Raw genomic sequence first — 17950 nt, 5'->3', positions numbered from 1 at the left:
TGATCATGAGAAAAAAGCTCTTCAAGATACTCATTCCTTTTACAATTTTCTTCTTTTCCCTAGAACTAGGGCTTATGATTCTCAATGCTCTAAATATCATTAAACTAGAAGAACCAATTTACTCTTTCGATAACTCTAGAAGATTTTGGGCCGAAAACGATCCTGATTTTGGTGTTTGGCATTCCGCAAATTATTCGTTTAGACATAAAAAAGAATGTTTTGACGTTAAATACTTAACGAATTCGATTGGTGCCAGGGACAAAGAAAGACAGATTTCTGCCAGTGGAAGCCGATTTGCCGTCATTGGTGACTCCTTTGCGGAGGGGTGGGGTGTTGAAGATCAAGACAGATTTTCGAATTTATTGGAAGGAAGAACTGGTATAGAGTTCATGAACTTTGCAGTTGGAGGTGCTGGACTGACACAAGAGTACCTTATATACAAGAAGAAAGTAATGCCCTTTGAGCATGATGCTGTTTTATGGGCACTATTCCCTATTAATGACATCGTTGATGATGACATTGAATTTCATGCAAAGTATTCACACAATAGATACAGGGCCTATTGGGTAGGGGAGTATCCCGACTATCATATTGAACATGGGTTGGACTCAGTTCAACAATCACATTTTTATTTTGAGAAACCAAATAATATAAAATCATTCTTGAAAAACTTCACTTATACCTATAATATGTTACGTGCATTTAAGTATGTATATCAAAGAACTCAAGTACCTGAATTCGACTTAAGTGATAGCCCTGGTTATTTCCAAATCAACGATGAACAATGGGATAGAACAAAATATAGTATAGAAAAAATGAAAGAGGCTATGGGCGATAAAAAACTGTACATCGTCACTATTCCAGGAGATCATTCCTATAAAATATATAAGGATCATAGATACGAAGTCCCTCTTAGAGATAGTTTGACTAAATGGAGTGCGAAATTGGGTTTTCAATACTATGATCTATTAAGTGAAGCAGATAGAATGGATAGTACAGAATGGAAAAGTCTATACTTTGACTGTGATGCACACTGGAATACTATTGGTCACAAATGGGCTGCCGATAAAATTGATTCTGTCTTTAATATTTCACGCTAATCACAATTTAAAACAGAAGCTGTACTGTAAACCATAGTTATAAAATGTATTTGAACCTTTTATGAACTTGAATAATAAAGTAGGAGGCTATTACAGAAGATACAAGGGTTGAAAGCATCAACCCTATCGAAGTCAATTCGAAGTACTTGTTATAGTTAATAATAAAAATAGGATGTATAAAGTAAATAGAAGCTAAATAGTACCTCATCGATTCGGTTCTGAACTTCTTTAGTTCAATGGGCAGGTTCAATACGGAAAGGAATATTAGTGAGCAAGTGAAAAAGGACATTATGTAAACATCAAAACCTCCATATCTACCGGAGAGTCTAAAAAAAAGCACAACACTTTCTAAAGTAAAAATCAATACACTAATAATTAGAGAAATTATCAGTGTTGACTGCTTGATTTTATGTTCAAACCCAGTTTTCTTTATTAAATAGCCCACTGTTAGAAAAGGAAAACCGATTAGTAAAAAGTTTCTATGTGAGAAACTAAGTCCTAATAATTTATCAACAATCGGGATTGCAGAAAAAAGGTGGTACTCTCCAGCATATTCAATAAAAGCCCCTATTCCAAAAAATAGCGAGGCTACAATAAGTAATGTTCGGTTTGAGTGACTCTTTAAAAAATAGAGTACTACACCACCGCCCAATAAGGCAGAAACATACCAAATGTGATGGTAACCAAAAATTAAGCTAATTATACTCCTAAAAGGATTTAATTCGTCAAAATCTACCCAATAAGGCAAATAGATTAACATCCAAGTCAAGTACAGAAACACTACCCTTTTTAACCAACGAGCAGCATTACCTTCTCTGAGTATCCGCTCTGAAAAATAACCACTAATAATCAGAAATAGTGGAGCTACAACTCTAACTAGCCCATTACTAATAGCATGGCCCATTGCTTGGCTATAGTCATATAAAAAGCTGCTGTGCGTAGCCACAACCAATAAAACTAAGACGACTTTAAGTAAATCTATGGACTGGTATCGCTGCATAGTCAATTTGTTTGGCTTCTAAAGCATTACTTCTTTTCTTCCTTTTTAATTAGCTCATATACAGACCACTCACTCCCAAAACCACGAATTCTGACTGTATCGTGAGCATACAAAGCCCTCTGAATATTAGTGTGGACATTGGACTTTGTCCATACCTTTTCATATTGATCTCTGTTAAAAAACAGAACATCACCCTCTCTGAATTCATGAAGTTCTATAATCAGGTTTTCAATTTTTTTCGATTTATCCAAATAACTATTGACAGCTACATCAATGTCATAGCCAAAATACCGCTCTTTATTCAGTGATTCGATATAAGCAGCTACTTCCTTTTCAAAATGGTTTCGATTTGCTGAGGCATTTATTAAGTAAAAGAATAAGAAGAGTTGAGCAGTTAAAAAAAGTAATATGGCACCGTTTCTAAACGCTTTATAGTTCTCAAATCTCTTCCAATTCCAAAACCTGATAAAGGGTCTAATACTTAAAATGATTAAGAAGGGAAATGCTGGCACTAAAATTCTAATATTCTGAAAAGGGAACCCAGCTGAGAATAATAAATAAAGCACAACAGAAGATGTATAAATGAGGTATTCCGACTTCACAAAATCAGATTTCTTAGACCAAAAAAGTAGAAAAAAGAAAAGGGTGAAGAAAACAGGGTACCAAAACAATTTACTCGCAAATAATATGTTTGGCAGCACATAAACCTGCGTCCCATCAGCAGTAAGAAAGCTGCTCTTAAACAAATTTAAAAACGACCAATTTTTAAGGAAGTAATTATCGAATAAACCGCCCCCTTCAGGATTAGCAACTGATATTAACATTTCAGGCAATGAAGCAAAAAAGATAGCAAGAGCTCCAATAGCTAAGTATTGGTACTTACGTAATTTGACAATCCTTAAAAAAATGAAAATACTCTGGGGGACCAATAAAATAAAAACAGGGTATCGGGTAAAAACGGCAAAGGCAGCAAAAAAGAACCAATAGGTTAAGTGCTTTAATTTGGAATACTTGCTGTACTCATTGAAATAATAGATTGAGCCACACAGAAAAAACACGGTTAAGGGTTCAGACATCACATGAAACCCATTTTTCAACATTACCGGACAAAAAACATAGCCAACAACTATGAGAATAATTGCTGCCTTGTCTATATGATTTCTCTGAATATACTTGAGTAAGAAAACAGCACTTCCAATATGTGAAAGTAATGAGATGACCTGAAGAGCATATGGACTCTCTCCTGTGACCATTTGAGATAATGCTCCTATAAAAGGATACATAATCGTCCAATAAAAACCTTCCATATCTCCCTTCCCTAAAAGGAAATCAGATATGACATGACTAAACCGGTAGTATTCATGAGTATCCTGCCCAATCAACCCATTAAAGTCGAAGACAAAAATAACAACTAAGGCTAACAAGAAGATAGCCAAGGCGGCAAGATTTGGGGCCGTAGATGGGTTAGTTAATGCTCTTAAAAAGGGAGAATTTGACATTGAATTTCTTAGACAAAAAATATTGAAATGAGACTCTCAAAACACCAAATCCATAAATGGTACTTCTTTTAAAATTAATCGATGAAGCTTCTGGAAAATACTTAGTAGGACAGGTAACTTCAGCAATTTCATAATCTTTGTAGAGAATTTGAGCCAGCATTTCATTATCAAATATAAAATCGTTTGAGTACTCCTCAAACTCTAAATCATTTAATACACCTATTGAAAAAGCTCTTAACCCAGAATGGTATTCTGAAAGTTTCTGGCCCATAAGCACATTCTGAATTAACGTCAGTCCTCTATTGGCTATATACTTATACCGTGGCATCCCCCCTTTCAGTGCTCCTTTTCCAAGAATTCTTGAACCCAAAACTACTGGATACACTTCATTCGCAATGATTGATGACATAGCTTCAATCAACTTAGGGGTATATTGATAATCTGGATGAATCATCAAAACAATATCTGCTCCTAACTCTCTCGCCTTTTTATAACAAGTCTTTTGGTTAGCACCATACCCCATGTTCCTATCATGTCTTAAAACATGTTTGATACCTAATCCTTCGGCAAGAGCAAGAGTGTTATCTTTACTGAAATCGTCTGTCAAAATTACTTCATCAACTACACTAAAGGGTATTTCATCATACACCTGAGCTAAGGTACGCTCGGCATTAAATGCGGGCATTACCACTACTATTTTCTTTCCTTTTAACATTATTGCCTAACTAATCCTTTGTAATTACAATCCACGGAAATGGTGAATCCTTAGTTAATCGCCTAAGAAGCCCTTTTTTATATCTAACCTCTGAATTTATCCCGTTTAGAACATCCCAAGTATGATGAAAATAACTCTTAGCAAAGTCATCCTCTCCAATCCCTTTATAGTATTCTTCTGTTCTTTCGCGTGCTCTCTTGGCTTCTTCTAAGCTGTAAAAAGGACTATCAATAATATGAATTTCTCCTTTTGGAATTAACAACTCTAATAGGTTAGAGATAATCTTGTGAAATGACGGAAAATATTGAATTGATCCATTTAATGTTATGGTTTCGAATATTCCCTTTTTAAATGGATCATCCCAGATGTTTGCGTAACAAAAGAATAGGTTCCCACTATTAAAAATACTTGCCGCCTGATTAAGTTCTATTTTATTAACATCAACCCCAAGCACTAGTGACGAAGTAGCTTGACTTAAACAGTTGGTAAACCAGCCATTTCCACAACCAAGGTCTAAAATAGGTCCATTAGTCTGTTTTGTTTTCAGATGTTTGAGTATTCGTTCAACCGATTTAATCCTTAGCCCCCATTCAGCACTATATTTATGTGATTTAGGGAGATGTGGCAACCCTATTATCTCGGATTCGTCTAGGATCCTATCCTCTTTCTCCCTTACTCTTAAGTAACCTCTTTCGAATTGAGCGCGAGATTCCTCCTCATCGTTAAAAACATAAATCGACTTATCAAATAGCCATCGGTCTTTATGGTTTAAAATATCTTCTAGCAAAGTCACATTCTCAATTATCATGAACTATTGGTTCTGAAATTAAAAGTTTCAAATGGTCATAGACAGTATCGGCTACTCTTTCGGCTCCTTCTAAATTGAAATGACAGTAATCATAAAAAATCGAAGTATCCTTTGGGAGAACTTCCGCTAAATCGATGATCGTAACGTTCATCTCATCTGCTACCATCCTCAATCTGTCATTATACAGTTCCATCCCCTCTGCCAAAGCTTTAGTTGAATAAGTGTAACCATCAATTGTTGGTGGAATTCCAAAAATCGTAAGCTGCTCTTCAAAATCACTCATGTTCTCATGCCAAAGGACTGGCTGTGTAATAAGCACTAACTTGGTCTTGTATTGATTGGACAAGCTCACCATATCCCTGATGTATTCTTCATATCCATCGAGGTAAATTAATAAATCAGGGAGGGCATCGGTCTTTATGGCCTTACGCCTCATTTCCATTGTACTATTTGAAATTGAGATTAGGCTGTCTGGAGTAAGGTGCCCAAAAAGGTTCTTCCAACCATTATTAACATCTCTCATATGCATCCAAAGCTCAGTTTTACGATACCATTTCTTATTTACTGCTCTTGGGTAATCTTTGAAAGTCCTTCTATAGTTTTCTTCAAGAGTCATTTCATCCTGAACCCCATTTAACTGAAGAGCCTTAAGAAAATCATTCACTCCAACTAAGACAACAACCATATCAACATATTTATACTGAGGTACTAGATGCTTCAATTGTAAATAATGGTTCGGTGCCGCTAAGCCTGCTGAGCCAACATTACCCACAGTAATAGCTTGATTACTCGTTGAATTCAACCTAGTTTCCAAAAGTTGTGTCCATCCATTTTCATCACCTAAATACACGCACTCCGTTGTACTGCCCCCAATCGCCAAAATACCATAACTATCCTTACCAAATAAGTGATTAGACCTATAGCCTAGGTGGTTAGAAGTATAGGTGAATTGTTCATTCAGCCCTGGATAAAGGGCGTACCCAGGGAAAACACTCTGCTCATTAACATTAAGGTAGAGAGAGGAAAACTGCTTATGTGGTGATACAATTCTTAGAGTGAGCTCAGCTATCAAAAAAGCAACAACGAAACTGCAAGCAAGCAAAGTAATGTTGATCACCATATTACTTTTAAGCAAATTCAACAAACTATTTTTCTCTAAGTCTCTTTCCATGATGAATAAAACTAAAAGGGTCTCAACGTTTTTTTGCCAATTTCATCATTGTCTTAGCATGGAAACTCTTTAGCCTAAGTTTAATAAAGTTTCTAGACAAACCTTTTTTCTGTAATGCCTTATGGCAATTAACTTCTGCAATCACATACCTAACAGCATGGTCATAATACTTTTTTGAATAGGTTCTCTTAAAATCGATATCACGATCAGTACTTAAGTGCCACTCAGGTTCGGTAGTCTTTAAGGCTTCAATTTCATCATATAATGTTGTCCCTTTGATAGGATAGGCTACTGTGATGGTGAAGTGGTCTGGGTTAGAAACTTTAAGGTGCTTAACTGTTTCTTCGATATCTTCTTCGGTTTCTCCTGGGTAGCCTAGCATAATGAACGTTCCTGTTTCAATACCCTGTTCACGTGTTTCAATTATCATTTCACGTACTTGATCTACAGAAACCCTGCGATCCATTGCGTCAATAATTTTCTGCGACCCGCTTTCTGCACCTATCCAAACCCTGAAGCATCCAGCTTTCTTTAGTAGCCCAATAACCTCTTTGTTCATTCTGTCTGCCCTGCTAATGCATTCAAACTTTACCTTAACTTTCGCTACCTCTAGAGCCTCTACAAACTCACCTAACCATTTATGGCTTACGGTAAAAACATCATCTACAAACCAAATCGTATCGGGAGCATATTTGTCTTGTATTTCTCTGAGTTCTGCCACCACTTTTTCAGGGGATCGTCTCCGGTAACTTTGACCGTAAACAGCAGTACTACACCATTTACAAGTATAAGGACAGCCCCTTTGGGTGCTCACACTCAAAGCACTCTCTCCATGATGCGTCTTCCAAGTATTTATATATTTATGAATATCAATGGCATCGCGATTGGGAACAGGAAGTTCATCGATTTCTTTCGTTTTGACCCTAGGGCTGGTCTTTACTAGCTCGCCATTTCTATCAATAAAAGCTAAGCCTGAAACCTCATGAGGTAATTTTTCGCTCTTTTCCGACAAAAACGCTACGAGCTCAAACATCGTGTTTTCCCCCTCTCCTATTATAATAAAGTCCGCGCCATGCTTTAAGTAATTCTCAGTGTTATAGGTAACATCTGGACCACCAAACACCACCGTTGTCTCTGGTGAAATACTTTTGCATGTTTTGGCAATTTCAAGCACATTCACCTTGGTCATCAAATTGGCATAAATCGCCAGTACATCTGGTTTCTCTACTTCAATCTGTTTAAACAGGCTTTCCTTATCTGAAAAAGTACTATCAAAAACGCCATTCTGAATTCCTTGTTGATTGAGAAAACCAGAGATATACAACAATCCTAATGGCGGATATGGACGCATAATCTGCTGCTCTTTTTCATCCTCAGCTATAAAATAACCATGCGTTAAAAGCACTTTCATTTGACTTGTAATTCTATATAGTAATGGTCAGCCAGCCTGGCTTGCCAAGCAAATCTTGAAAATTTAATCTCCAAAAACGAAATCCAACGAAACAGCTTTTGATACTTCTTTACAAAGGTTTCCATATACGATGGCGGGGCAAAAAAACCAATGGGTCTTACTTTAACCTTGGAAAATTGAGGCTTAAAGAGTTCAATAATCATATTTGGAGAATAGTACCAAGTTTCGATTTTGAGCCCAGAAACGTCAGCCAAGACCGATGATTTCTTTCTTCGAAAAACCTCACTAAACTTGAGTTTGGCAAAGAAGTAAAAACTCTCCCACAGGCATAGATTCGGCATTATTACCATAATAAGTGCTCCGTTTGGCTTAAGAATTTTAGTCAAATTTCGACTAAGCTTCTGCATCTCCTTTTCATCAATACAGTTTAATCCACCAAAATTAGAGAACACCAAATCAAACCGATCTATACATTTGAAATGACTCAATTTTGTAACATCCAACTTACTGAATGTCACATTATCCTTATTGATTGGAGTCTTGTTCTGGGCTTGTTTGAGCATTTCTATAGAAATATCTGTTGCCGTTACTCTATGCCCCATTTCAGCTAGATGGAGGGCGTCTTCCCCAGTACCACAGTTCAGTTCAAGTATATTTAACACACCCCTGTTCAAGATCTTCTCATCGAGATACTTCCATACCAATTTCCTTTGCAACCTTCCTGTAAGGGTATTTGTGAAATCTTCGTCATATGTTTCAGACGCTGTATCGAACTGCTCAATCATACCGTTTTCTTCGCTTGAATTTTGAGCTGAGCTCCATTAACCAAAGCCATTGGTAAGTGATATCCAATCGTCAATATCTGTCTTAATTTCTTATTATTTATACTTGATGGAGATTTCACCCCTTGTTTAAGAGCCAATAGGCCTCTTTTTAGTTTATGCCTATTATGAACGTAACGATGAAGTTTTTTGTAGAAAGAAGGTGAATACTTATTAGTAAACATCAAATCCAAATCATCTGAGTCTACCCAATTGGCTTTAACTTGTAGGTCATCCTTTACCTTTTCATAAAACTTAGTGCCTGGCAGGGGATAGGATACTGAAATACCGATTTCTTCAGGCATAATTTCCTGAACCATATCAATGGTTCTGTAAATATCTTCAAGGGTTTCTCCAAGATAACCGAACTGTAAGAAAAGTGCTACACTCACTCCTCTTCTCTGAAGCTTTGGTACAGCTTCATAAATTTGCTCAACGGTAATCCCTTTGTCCATTGCATCAAGAATATGCTGAGAGCCCGATTCTGCCCCTAACCAAATAGTCTCTAATCCCGACTCAACCAAAACATCAATTGTATCCTCTTTAAGTAATAAATCGACCCTAGATTGGATCATGTACTTGAAGTTAAGATTATTCTCCTTCACCAACATATTAAACTGCTGTACCCAGCTAGGTGTAAGCCCAAAGATGTCATCACACATCCAAAAGTGATTCACACCATAATCTTGAGTTAGTATTTTGATTTCTTGGATTACATGCTCTGGGGAACGGGAGTTATATCTATTTCCATAAATTGGTTTTGCACACCAATTACACTTGTACGGGCAGCCTCTGGTTGTCGCAATATTGATACTGAAATAACCATGGTTGGTAGTCCAAATTTTTCGATATGCTTCCATATCCACCAAATCCCATGCGGCCAAAGGCAGGTCATCTAACTTCTGTAATACCGCCCTTTTTACTGTTTTATTAACTTGCCCATCAGAACCTAGATGAGCTAAACCTAATATTTCATTAGGATCCAATTCTTGATCTAACTTTGAAAGAAGCTCTACCACGGTGGTATCTCCTTCTCCCATTACAACATAATCGACACCATTCTGTAAATACTGATCAAACCTATCACTTGAATCTGAACTGCTTATTATCACTTTGGCCTTTGCAACTTGCCCCAAACCGGCCATAGTATAAGCAGCGTCACGCATAGCCGTCAGACACATCTTGGTCAGGTAGTTAAAGCCATCATCATAAATGAGTAAATAATCGGGCTTAAGTTCCTCAATGACACCATTGATTTTTCGAGGATCATCGTTCAAGCAATTGTCGAAAAAGCGAACAACATGCCCTTCTTTCTTCAGTAAAGAAGAAATTTGAATGGTACCCAAGGGTGGATATGGCTTTTTAAAATGCCACTGTTTGGCATCTAAAGGATAAAAATATGTATTAGTAACTAAAACTCTACCCATGACCTTGTTGATCCCTAATTTTAAACAATGCCGATTTCATATTTTCTTCTACACAGTTTAACACTCTTTTTTGGTAATTCTTATCGTGGTTTTTCGAAGTGCCCCGGTGAGTCCTAAAAGCCAACTCAAATTCTTTATCAGAGTAGCCTTCGTTATAAAGTGTTTTCCAGCGCTTATAAGTCCTCTTCATCAAGTACTTGTCGAACTTATCCGATAGCCTATTAAAAAATAGAGGCTCCAGTATTGATACGGAACACCGTTTAATTATACCCATTTGTCCAATCTCTTCTTTTTTTAACAATACATTTGGAAAGTGATCTTTATACCAATGATTGGAACCTAAAAAAGCTTCGCAATAACTCTTGCCTTGCATAGGGATAAGCGTAACAATCTCGGTTGCCGTGAAAATATTTTTGTCTGGTATTTCCATATGATCCTCATCAACAAAATAATTTACACAGAAGAATTTCTTAGATCCTAACAAGAATATTCTCTTGAACATAACAAGCAAGGTTCTAGCGATCCATAACTTATTTCTCTTTGTAACTATAAAGTAATCAATATCGGCATGTTCTGGCACAACGCCTTTTGATAGTGAGCCTGAAATAAACACCGCTTTAACAAAAGGGAAAGAATAAATCAGTTTGGACATTCTATTCGCTACCTTCAACAATGATTCGGCCCTTATTTCTCCCTCCAAACGAGCATCCACTAATGTACTATTATCTTCCAGAGAAAAGTACCCATCAAACTCAAACACGACATTCAGGCTTAAAAGAGTACTTAGTGCATTATCAACATCTTTGGTAACCAAGGGAGTTATATTAACAAACCGTGTAATCTCACTTGCCTTCAATGGGTGGTGAAAAAGCTGATAATAAGCGAGAACTCTTATTACCTCCCATTCAATCCGAGACGTTATTTTTTCATCAATAATCATTTAATTGTGGGTAGAACGTTGACCTTCTTTTTTAAGGCAAATCCTTCAAGAGTCTCTTTATTTATTCGTTCACGATCTGAATCGATAAACCAACCGTACTTGTTAAAATATTTTATAGCAGAAACCATGTGACGCCAAAGTAGACGTAATTCTTTATATGAGCCTTTATAGAAATAATGATATATAGAAGCATCAGCATAATATGTCGTTCTCCATGTCATTCTTACTCTTCTTGACAAGTCTACATCTTCACAATACAAAAAAAACCTAGGGTCAAAACCACCAACCTCTCTGAGAGCCTCATTCCTAAGAAACATAAAACACCCAGAAAGGTAGGGCGCATCAAAAGTACTCTTATCATCAGCAAATAACATACTGTACTTTTGGTTATTGAGTCCAAAAATTCTTTTAAATGAATCAGGTATAAACCTCCTCGTAAAAAGATCTTGAGGGTGAGGCAGTAATTTAAAAAGTGGCTGTGCGGTTCCGTCTGGGTTAAGAACTCTTGGCAATAAAAGTCCAACACGCTCATTTCGATCCATAAATGCCACTATTTTCTCGAGCATGCCTTTATCAAAAAAAACATCCGCATTCATGACTAAATGGTAATCCCCATAGCCAATCACTTTTTCAATAATAATATTATGAGCCCTCCCAAAACCTATATTCGCTCCTACCCACTGATAATGAAAGTCGCTATGCACATGACTTTCCAATTCCTTTGTAGGAGAATTATCAACAAAATAGACTTCAGGACATAAAGTACAGTGCAAAAGACTGCGCATCAATTGCCTGATGTGAATTAAGTCATTCTTATATAGTACTATTGAAATAGTGAGTCGATTCTTAACTGACGACATATAGCAAGAATACCAATTTTTGACAAAAAAAACGGCTTTTTCAATACAAAAAAGTAAACCCTGCTAATATTTTCACGCAGTTCTTTACGGATGCTTCACCCCAGTCAAGAGCATCTCAATCGTTTTTTCTAAACGCTTGGCTTTAGTCTCTTCACGTTTGGCCGTGTCAATCCATCGGGCGTATTCTTTGCGATTGGTATAAGAGAGCGAATTATAAAAAGCTTCGGCTTTTGGATGAACCTTAAACTGGGTAATTAATATATCTGGCACATCTACCACTCTTTCTTCAGTATCCTTCTGAACGGTTACAATTACTGTGTCTCCATGACTTTTTCCAATCGCAGCCCTAACATCATTTCTTAAAATCAGAATATGTCCAGCACCCATATTGGCTATAGAGCCGCGGTATGGCACCCCATCAAAAGTAGCTTTTACTTTAACCTGACCTTTAGTCCCGAACTCTTCCTCTACATTAAACGGAAGCGTAACACAAGCTGCATTTGGCCATTTTTCTCCTCCATTTTGGATAACAGCTTCGAACTTGTAATTTTTTTCACTCATAATGATTATTGGCTTTTACCAAATCTAACATTCCTACACTTAGAATAGAAAAACCTCTTTCAGTTAAGCACATAAATGATTAAAATGGGCTGTAAAATCAGAAAACATGAGCGATAGAATCCACAGTCTAAGCGGTTATATGTACGAATACCAAAAGAGTGTTCAAGATCCAGAATCTTTTTGGTCTAGAATTGCCGATTCCTTCCACTGGAGGAAAAAATGGGATAAGGTTGTGGACTGGAATTTTGAAACACCAGATGTAAAGTGGTTCGTTAACGGAAAACTGAATATCACCGAAAATATTTTAGATCGCCACCTGTACACCCGAGGCGACCAAGCGGCCATCATTTGGGAACCGAATGACCCCGAAGAAGAGCATATCACCCTCACCTATAAAGAGCTTCACGCCAAAGTTTGTCAGTTTGCTAATGCTATTAAAGCCAAAGGAGTTTGTAAAGGCGACCGTGTAATTATTTACATGCCGATGGTGCCTGAAGCAGCCATCGCCATGCTAGCTTGTGCTCGAATAGGTGCCATACATTCTATTGTATTTGCTGGCTTTTCGGCCAATGCGTTAAGCGACCGCATTAATGACTGTAAGGCCAAAATGGTAATTACATCAGATGGCAACTTTAGAGGCAGCAAGCAAATTCCAGTAAAGGAAGTGGTAGATGAAGCTCTAAAGAATTGCGATTCCGTTGAAAGCACAATTGTATTAAAAAGAACGGGTCAAGACATTCAAATGACTTCAGGCCACGACATTTGGTGGCACGATGTAATTGAAGGCGTTTCTTCCGAAAACAAAGCAGAAGAAATGGATTCAGAAGACATCCTTTTTATTCTATATACTTCTGGGTCCACAGGCCAGCCCAAAGGTGTAGTGCACACTTGCGGTGGCTATATGATTTACACTGCCTATTCTTTTCAAAATGTATTTCAGTACAACCAAGGCGATGTGTATTGGTGTACGGCCGATGTCGGTTGGATCACTGGCCACTCTTACATTGTATATGGGCCATTATTGGCTGGCGCCACGTCTATCATCTTCGAAGGTGTACCTACTTTTCCTGATGCAGGCCGATTCTGGGCTATTTGCGACAAACATCAAGTCAATCAATTTTATACCGCGCCAACGGCCATCAGGGCTTTGCAAGCTTATGGCACCGAACCGATTGAACCATATAAACTAGATTCATTGAAAGTATTGGGTTCTGTAGGCGAACCCATCAATGAAGAAGCTTGGCATTGGTATCACGACCATGTTGGAAAAGGAAAATGCCCAATCGTAGACACTTGGTGGCAAACCGAAACGGGTGGAATTATGGTTTCACCTTTAGCGGGAATTACCCCTACCAAACCAGCCTATGCCACTTTACCATTACCAGGGGTTCAACTCGTTATTTTAGACAATGAAGGAAACGAATTAAAAGGCAATTCTGTGGAAGGAAATCTTTGCATCAAGTTCCCGTGGCCTTCTATGCTCCGCACCACTTATGGCGACCACGACCGATGCAAGCAAACTTACTTTTCTACTTTCCCTAACCATTACTTTACTGGCGATGGCGTGAAAAGAGATGAAGACGGCTACTACAGAATTCTAGGTCGAGTGGACGATGTAATCAATGTCTCTGGCCACAGAATGGGTACAGCGGAAGTTGAGAATGCAATCAATGAACATCCTAAAGTTGTTGAATCAGCCGTGGTAGGTTATCCGCACGATATAAAAGGGCAAGGCATTTACGCTTTTGTTATTTGCGATATGGATGGCCGAACTGAAGAAGGTCTGATCAAGGAAATCAAAGAAACGGTTACTAAAATCATTGGCCCAATTGCCAGACCAGATAAATTACAGATTGTTCCAGGCTTGCCTAAAACCCGTTCGGGCAAGATTATGCGTAGAATCCTGAGAAAGATAGCCTCTGGTGAAGGTGATAATTTGGGAGATATTTCAACGCTGTTTAACCCAGAAGTGGTGGAGGCGATTAAGGAGGGAGCAAATCGGTGATCAGAAATCAGGGATCAGTGAATTAGTTAAGAGTGAAATCCTTGGTTAAGAATTTCACGGAATTGTTGTGGCTACATTTATTTTAACTAAATTAATAGTTCAAATAAATGAGATGAATAGATCAAGTCATACGATACTACTTTTATCAGCCTGTATTCTTACCCTTTTTTCTTGCCAGCAGGAAAAGGAGAGCACCAATGAAAACAGCACAACTCAAGCCTTAACCATTTCTGATGGTGGCATTAAAACCTTAGCCCTTGAAGACGGGGTCAATTTTGAAGGTTTAACTGCCCTCAAACTGTCCACCATCGATAACAAGGCATACATTACTTTTTACGACCGCATTACCCACTCCATTTACTTGTACGATTATGAGACTAATAACCTTTTCAAGAAGGTAAGTATGGAAAAAGATGGTCCTAACGCAGTAAAAAATGCTAGCAAATTCTTCATACATACCATAGATTCAATTTTTGTTGACGGTTCAATGGGCATCCATCTCATCAACAGTAAAGGAGAAGTGCTTACAAAGAAGAGCAAGGGTGCCAAACTCCACAATGGGATGCCACTGATTACTTCTGACTCAAAATTCTACCGTTTTCACCCAGATTCACGCCTCAAGAACGGCCAGATAGAAATGGTGATTTCCCAAATGCGTAGAGATAGTAAAAATCATGAATATGCAATTTTCAATTTTGAGAAGGACTCCATCATCGAGGAATTTGTTCAAACAGAAGAAATAATTAACAACTTTAGAGAGATTCAGAAAGTGCAAGAAGAAGCAAACGAAAGGCGTGAAAGTGCTTATGCCATTAATAGGTTTTTCGCTAGTAATAAAAACTACCTCTATAGTAACAATTCCATTTCCGATAGCCTCTTTCTTTTCAAAGAAGGCAAGCTTTCCAAAGCTATTTATGCTGGAGTTCCAACAATAGAAATAGCCAACTATTCTGATTACTCAACCCTACAAATTATAGAACGCTATGATAATGGGGCAAGGGCTTTTGAGAACCCTAAGCAACCACCTCATTATAAGAGCATGCTATTATCTCCCGATGGCCGATTTATATATAGAGTCTTACATCATGGCACAAAACCAGAATTTATTCAAGGGGAAGAAAGGCCTATTCCCAAGCCTTTAGGTGCGACTCTAATTGTAATGGATACAGAAACAGAAACATTGAGTTACTACGACTTACCGGCAGGTGAAATTGACTTGCCCTTATATTTCGAGAATAGTCTATTTGTCAGCAATGAAGGCATTTTCTTTCGAGTGAAAGACCAGCAAAATGAAGATCAGGTACAGTTTAGGTTTTTCAAAGTGACTCAATAAATATTCACTCATAAAGCAAAGTCTTCTTGAAGCCCTGTTGCACGGTTTTGTCTTGTACATTTGGGCATGGGGCACGATCATCATCACGGACACCATCATCATCATGGCACGGGTAACTTACGCGTTGCCTTCTTCTTAAATCTATTTTTCACACTGGTTGAAATTGTTGGCGGAATTTATACCGGCAGTTTGGCCATTCTTTCCGATGCTCTTCACGATTTAGGCGATAGCCTCAGCATTGGACTTTCATGGTACTTCCAGAAGCTTTCCCTAAAAGGCCGCGACAAAAATTTCTCTTACGGCTACAAGCGTTTTTCACTGCTGGGCGCCATTATCAATTCCGTAGTGCTGTTGGTGGGGTCGGGTATTATTCTTAGTCAAGCCATTCCTGCATTATTCGCCCCTGAAACTGTAGATGCTAAAGGCATGATGTTCCTCGCTATTTTTGGTATCATCGTCAATGGAGCTGCGGTGTTGAAACTTAGAAAGGGTTCTTCCATCAATGAAGAAGTTATTTCTCTGCACCTGTTAGAAGATGTTTTAGGCTGGGTGGCGGTGCTCATCGGTAGCTTGGTGATGATGTTCTGGGACTTGCCCATTATTGACCCAATTTTATCCCTACTCATTGCGGTGTACATTATTTACAATGCCTTCCGAAATCTTAAAAAGAGCACACTGATAATTCTTCAGGCCAAACCCAATGAGGTGGACATTGAGGAAATCCACAAGACCCTACTTTCCATTCCTGAAATTACGGGCGTACACGATTGCCATGTCTGGTCAATGGACGGAGAATACAATGTACTTTCTGCACACCTTGTCATCGAAAAAGAAATCTCAATGGATGAAATGGCCAGCATAAAATCAAAAGCTAAATCCCTACTTAAAGAAGAACACATCGACCACGCCACTTTTGAATTTGAAGGGAAAGATGAGCATTGTGGGGGGTGTTGACAAAACATTATTCTCAACTCAACACCGCAGTATTCGGGATTACAATTTGGCTGCGTGAACTAGGACACTGAATCTGTCGTTTGATTATAGGTTGTTCTCAGAACAGAAATTCATTAACTTTAAATTATGACTCTCGAACAAAGAAAAATAGCTTTAATTAACTGGATTACAAACCTCCATGAGGAATCCGTAATAAGTCAAGTGGAGAGTTTTCGAAAAAAATCTCTGGACGAACTGCCAAAGGAAATTCTAGCACTTCTAGAAATGTCGGATTCTGCGGAAGAAACTAACTGCATTGAACACACAAACGCCAAAGCGATATTGGGCAGGTAATGAAGAAGGTCATCTGGACTCCTGTTGCAATAAAATCTCTTCGGCAAACCGCTGACTTCCTTTCAGAGATATGGAATGACCAGATAGTCGATGAGTTTGTAAATCAATTGGACTATCGAATAACGCAAATTCAAAGAAATCCAGATCTAGCTCCTACTTTTATAAACAGTGAATTTCGTCAACTTCTTATTCACAAATCCACATCACTCTTTTATCGGAGCTATCCAGAATACATTAAACTCTTACTTATTTGGGACAATAGACAAAATCCAGAACAGCTTCTTAAAAAGCTGGCCGAGGCCAGTAACATATACTAACCACTTAAACCCTAACTCAACACCGCAATATTCGGAATAACAATTTGGCTGCGGGAGTAAGACAATGCGCCTTCTTCTTTAAGTTCGTTGATAATGGTGGTTACGGTTTGGCGAGAAGAGCTGATCAAACTGGCGATTTCATTATGGGTTAAGTAGTTTTTGATCAATACGCCTTCGGGAGTGTCTTTGCCTTCATTGATCGCCCACATTTTAAGGAAGTCTTTGAGCCTTTCTTTTACATCTTTAAACACCAAATTGGCATGTCGATGCTCGAGTTTGCGCAGCTTATCCCCGATCTTTTTGGTGAAGTTTAAGCACAGCATTGGGTGTTTGTGCATCAGTTCTTCAAACTCGTCCATAGTGAAAGTACAGAGAATTACTTCGCTAGAAAGTATTTCAGCATACTCATGACTGAGCGTAAGCATATTGAAAGAGATTTCTCCAAACAAGTCGCCCGTAAGTAAAATATCCTTGATCATTTCATTGCCAGACTGATCCATTTCGCTGATTTTTATTTTCCCGTTAATGAGAAAATAAACGCGTTTCACTTCATCGCTAGCAAAGTAAATGGTGTGGCCTTTCTTCATTCTCACGAATTTAGAAATACCACAAAGGTCATTGATTTGTTCTTTTGTGAGATTTGAGAAAAGGTCGTAGTTCCTCAAATACCAGTACTTAATTTCTCTTTGCATTGC

At 38.1% G+C, this 17950-nt stretch carries 18 protein-coding genes; 6 read left to right on the top strand and 12 right to left on the bottom strand.

Annotation, left to right across the window (positions count from 1 at the left end; all coding sequences use genetic code 11):
* Window positions 1–5 precede the first annotated feature (5 nt).
* Complete coding sequence (locus MB14_RS06360) at window positions 6–1100, top strand: SGNH/GDSL hydrolase family protein (RefSeq protein ID WP_132644155.1); 1095 nt, start codon at window positions 6–8, stop codon at window positions 1098–1100.
* A gap of 37 nt (window positions 1101–1137) precedes the next feature.
* Here the strand turns inward: MB14_RS06360 and MB14_RS06355 are convergent, their stop codons facing one another.
* The 11 genes from MB14_RS06355 to MB14_RS06305 all read right to left on the bottom strand — a co-directional run bounded on the left by MB14_RS06355 (window position 1138) and on the right by MB14_RS06305 (window position 12313).
* The gene (locus MB14_RS06355) at window positions 1138–2100 is read right to left on the bottom strand and encodes an acyltransferase family protein (protein WP_084375982.1); all 963 of its coding nucleotides are present in this window, start codon (window positions 2098–2100) and stop codon (window positions 1138–1140) included.
* A 26-nt stretch (window positions 2101–2126) separates the two neighbouring features.
* Window positions 2127–3599: a glycosyltransferase family protein gene (locus tag MB14_RS06350; protein WP_062590599.1), complete on the bottom strand. Its 1473-nt coding sequence runs from the start codon at window positions 3597–3599 to the stop codon at window positions 2127–2129.
* Window positions 3565–4314 (bottom strand): glycosyltransferase family 2 protein, encoded by a 750-nt coding sequence (locus MB14_RS06345; protein ID WP_062590597.1) that lies wholly within the window; start codon window positions 4312–4314, stop codon window positions 3565–3567. Before MB14_RS06345 ends, MB14_RS06350 begins: the two co-directional genes overlap by 35 nt.
* A gap of 10 nt (window positions 4315–4324) precedes the next feature.
* Entirely contained in the window at window positions 4325–5122 is a 798-nt protein-coding gene (locus MB14_RS06340) for a class I SAM-dependent methyltransferase (RefSeq protein WP_062590595.1), read from the bottom strand.
* A complete protein-coding gene (locus MB14_RS06335) occupies window positions 5112–6293 on the bottom strand; it encodes an SGNH/GDSL hydrolase family protein (protein ID WP_062590593.1) in 1182 nt (393 codons plus the stop codon). The genes MB14_RS06340 and MB14_RS06335 overlap by 11 nt, the downstream gene beginning before the upstream one ends.
* A 22-nt stretch (window positions 6294–6315) precedes the next feature.
* A complete protein-coding gene (locus MB14_RS06330) occupies window positions 6316–7704 on the bottom strand; it encodes a B12-binding domain-containing radical SAM protein (protein WP_062590590.1) in 1389 nt (462 codons plus the stop codon).
* Window positions 7701–8489, bottom strand: coding sequence for a class I SAM-dependent DNA methyltransferase (locus MB14_RS06325; protein WP_062590588.1), 789 nt, complete (start codon window positions 8487–8489; stop codon window positions 7701–7703). Before MB14_RS06325 ends, MB14_RS06330 begins: the two co-directional genes overlap by 4 nt.
* Window positions 8486–9952, bottom strand: coding sequence for a B12-binding domain-containing radical SAM protein (locus tag MB14_RS06320; RefSeq protein ID WP_062590586.1), 1467 nt, complete (start codon window positions 9950–9952; stop codon window positions 8486–8488). Before MB14_RS06320 ends, MB14_RS06325 begins: the two co-directional genes overlap by 4 nt.
* Window positions 9945–10892, bottom strand: coding sequence for a hypothetical protein (locus MB14_RS06315; RefSeq protein WP_062590584.1), 948 nt, complete (start codon window positions 10890–10892; stop codon window positions 9945–9947). Before MB14_RS06315 ends, MB14_RS06320 begins: the two co-directional genes overlap by 8 nt.
* Window positions 10889–11677, bottom strand: coding sequence for a glycosyltransferase (locus MB14_RS06310; protein WP_157716551.1), 789 nt, complete (start codon window positions 11675–11677; stop codon window positions 10889–10891). The genes MB14_RS06315 and MB14_RS06310 overlap by 4 nt, the downstream gene beginning before the upstream one ends.
* Window positions 11678–11836: 159 nt before the next feature.
* Complete coding sequence (locus MB14_RS06305; protein WP_062590580.1) at window positions 11837–12313, bottom strand: YdeI/OmpD-associated family protein; 477 nt, start codon at window positions 12311–12313, stop codon at window positions 11837–11839.
* 106 nt (window positions 12314–12419) lie between these two features.
* Between MB14_RS06305 and acs the strand changes: the two genes are divergently transcribed.
* From acs to MB14_RS06280, 5 genes are all read left to right on the top strand, one after another.
* Entirely contained in the window at window positions 12420–14318 is a 1899-nt protein-coding gene (acs, locus tag MB14_RS06300) for an acetate--CoA ligase (RefSeq protein WP_062590577.1), read from the top strand.
* Window positions 14319–14430: 112 nt separating this feature from the next.
* The gene (locus tag MB14_RS06295; RefSeq protein WP_062590574.1) at window positions 14431–15651 is read left to right on the top strand and encodes a DUF4221 family protein; all 1221 of its coding nucleotides are present in this window, start codon (window positions 14431–14433) and stop codon (window positions 15649–15651) included.
* 66 nt (window positions 15652–15717) lie between these two features.
* Complete coding sequence (locus MB14_RS06290; protein ID WP_062590572.1) at window positions 15718–16605, top strand: cation diffusion facilitator family transporter; 888 nt, start codon at window positions 15718–15720, stop codon at window positions 16603–16605.
* Between the two features lie 126 nt (window positions 16606–16731).
* Entirely contained in the window at window positions 16732–16938 is a 207-nt protein-coding gene (locus MB14_RS06285; protein ID WP_062590570.1) for a hypothetical protein, read from the top strand.
* Window positions 16938–17255, top strand: coding sequence for a type II toxin-antitoxin system RelE/ParE family toxin (locus tag MB14_RS06280; RefSeq protein WP_062590568.1), 318 nt, complete (start codon window positions 16938–16940; stop codon window positions 17253–17255). Before MB14_RS06285 ends, MB14_RS06280 begins: the two co-directional genes overlap by 1 nt.
* 11 nt (window positions 17256–17266) lie before the next feature.
* Here the strand turns inward: MB14_RS06280 and MB14_RS06275 are convergent, their stop codons facing one another.
* A complete protein-coding gene (locus tag MB14_RS06275; RefSeq protein ID WP_062590566.1) occupies window positions 17267–17947 on the bottom strand; it encodes a Crp/Fnr family transcriptional regulator in 681 nt (226 codons plus the stop codon).
* Window positions 17948–17950: the final 3 nt, after the last annotated feature.

This window comes from Roseivirga ehrenbergii, assembly GCF_001593005.1.
Lineage (GTDB): Bacteria > Bacteroidota > Bacteroidia > Cytophagales > Cyclobacteriaceae > Roseivirga > Roseivirga ehrenbergii.
Note: the sequence above shows the minus strand (reverse complement) of the source record. Positions and strands in the feature narration are given on the sequence as shown.

Excerpts from the sequence above, each read along its gene's own strand:
- MB14_RS06310 (WP_157716551.1), bottom strand. The coding sequence starts at position 11,677 with ATGCGCAGTCTTTTGCACTGTACTTTATGTCCTGAAGTCTATTTTGTT.
- MB14_RS06275 (WP_062590566.1), bottom strand. The coding sequence starts at position 17,947 with ATGCAAAGAGAAATTAAGTACTGGTATTTGAGGAACTACGACCTTTTC.
- MB14_RS06290 (WP_062590572.1), top strand. The coding sequence starts at position 15,718 with ATGGGGCACGATCATCATCACGGACACCATCATCATCATGGCACGGGT.
- MB14_RS06330 (WP_062590590.1), bottom strand. The coding sequence starts at position 7,704 with ATGAAAGTGCTTTTAACGCATGGTTATTTTATAGCTGAGGATGAAAAA.
- acs (WP_062590577.1), top strand. The coding sequence starts at position 12,420 with ATGAGCGATAGAATCCACAGTCTAAGCGGTTATATGTACGAATACCAA.
- MB14_RS06350 (WP_062590599.1), bottom strand. The coding sequence starts at position 3,599 with ATGTCAAATTCTCCCTTTTTAAGAGCATTAACTAACCCATCTACGGCC.
- MB14_RS06360 (WP_132644155.1), top strand. The coding sequence starts at position 6 with ATGAGAAAAAAGCTCTTCAAGATACTCATTCCTTTTACAATTTTCTTC.
- MB14_RS06345 (WP_062590597.1), bottom strand. The coding sequence starts at position 4,314 with ATGTTAAAAGGAAAGAAAATAGTAGTGGTAATGCCCGCATTTAATGCC.
- MB14_RS06355 (WP_084375982.1), bottom strand. The coding sequence starts at position 2,100 with ATGCAGCGATACCAGTCCATAGATTTACTTAAAGTCGTCTTAGTTTTA.
- MB14_RS06280 (WP_062590568.1), top strand. The coding sequence starts at position 16,938 with ATGAAGAAGGTCATCTGGACTCCTGTTGCAATAAAATCTCTTCGGCAA.
- MB14_RS06320 (WP_062590586.1), bottom strand. The coding sequence starts at position 9,952 with ATGGGTAGAGTTTTAGTTACTAATACATATTTTTATCCTTTAGATGCC.
- MB14_RS06325 (WP_062590588.1), bottom strand. The coding sequence starts at position 8,489 with ATGATTGAGCAGTTCGATACAGCGTCTGAAACATATGACGAAGATTTC.
- MB14_RS06315 (WP_062590584.1), bottom strand. The coding sequence starts at position 10,892 with ATGATTATTGATGAAAAAATAACGTCTCGGATTGAATGGGAGGTAATA.
- MB14_RS06305 (WP_062590580.1), bottom strand. The coding sequence starts at position 12,313 with ATGAGTGAAAAAAATTACAAGTTCGAAGCTGTTATCCAAAATGGAGGA.
- MB14_RS06285 (WP_062590570.1), top strand. The coding sequence starts at position 16,732 with ATGACTCTCGAACAAAGAAAAATAGCTTTAATTAACTGGATTACAAAC.
- MB14_RS06340 (WP_062590595.1), bottom strand. The coding sequence starts at position 5,122 with ATGATAATTGAGAATGTGACTTTGCTAGAAGATATTTTAAACCATAAA.
- MB14_RS06295 (WP_062590574.1), top strand. The coding sequence starts at position 14,431 with ATGAATAGATCAAGTCATACGATACTACTTTTATCAGCCTGTATTCTT.
- MB14_RS06335 (WP_062590593.1), bottom strand. The coding sequence starts at position 6,293 with ATGGAAAGAGACTTAGAGAAAAATAGTTTGTTGAATTTGCTTAAAAGT.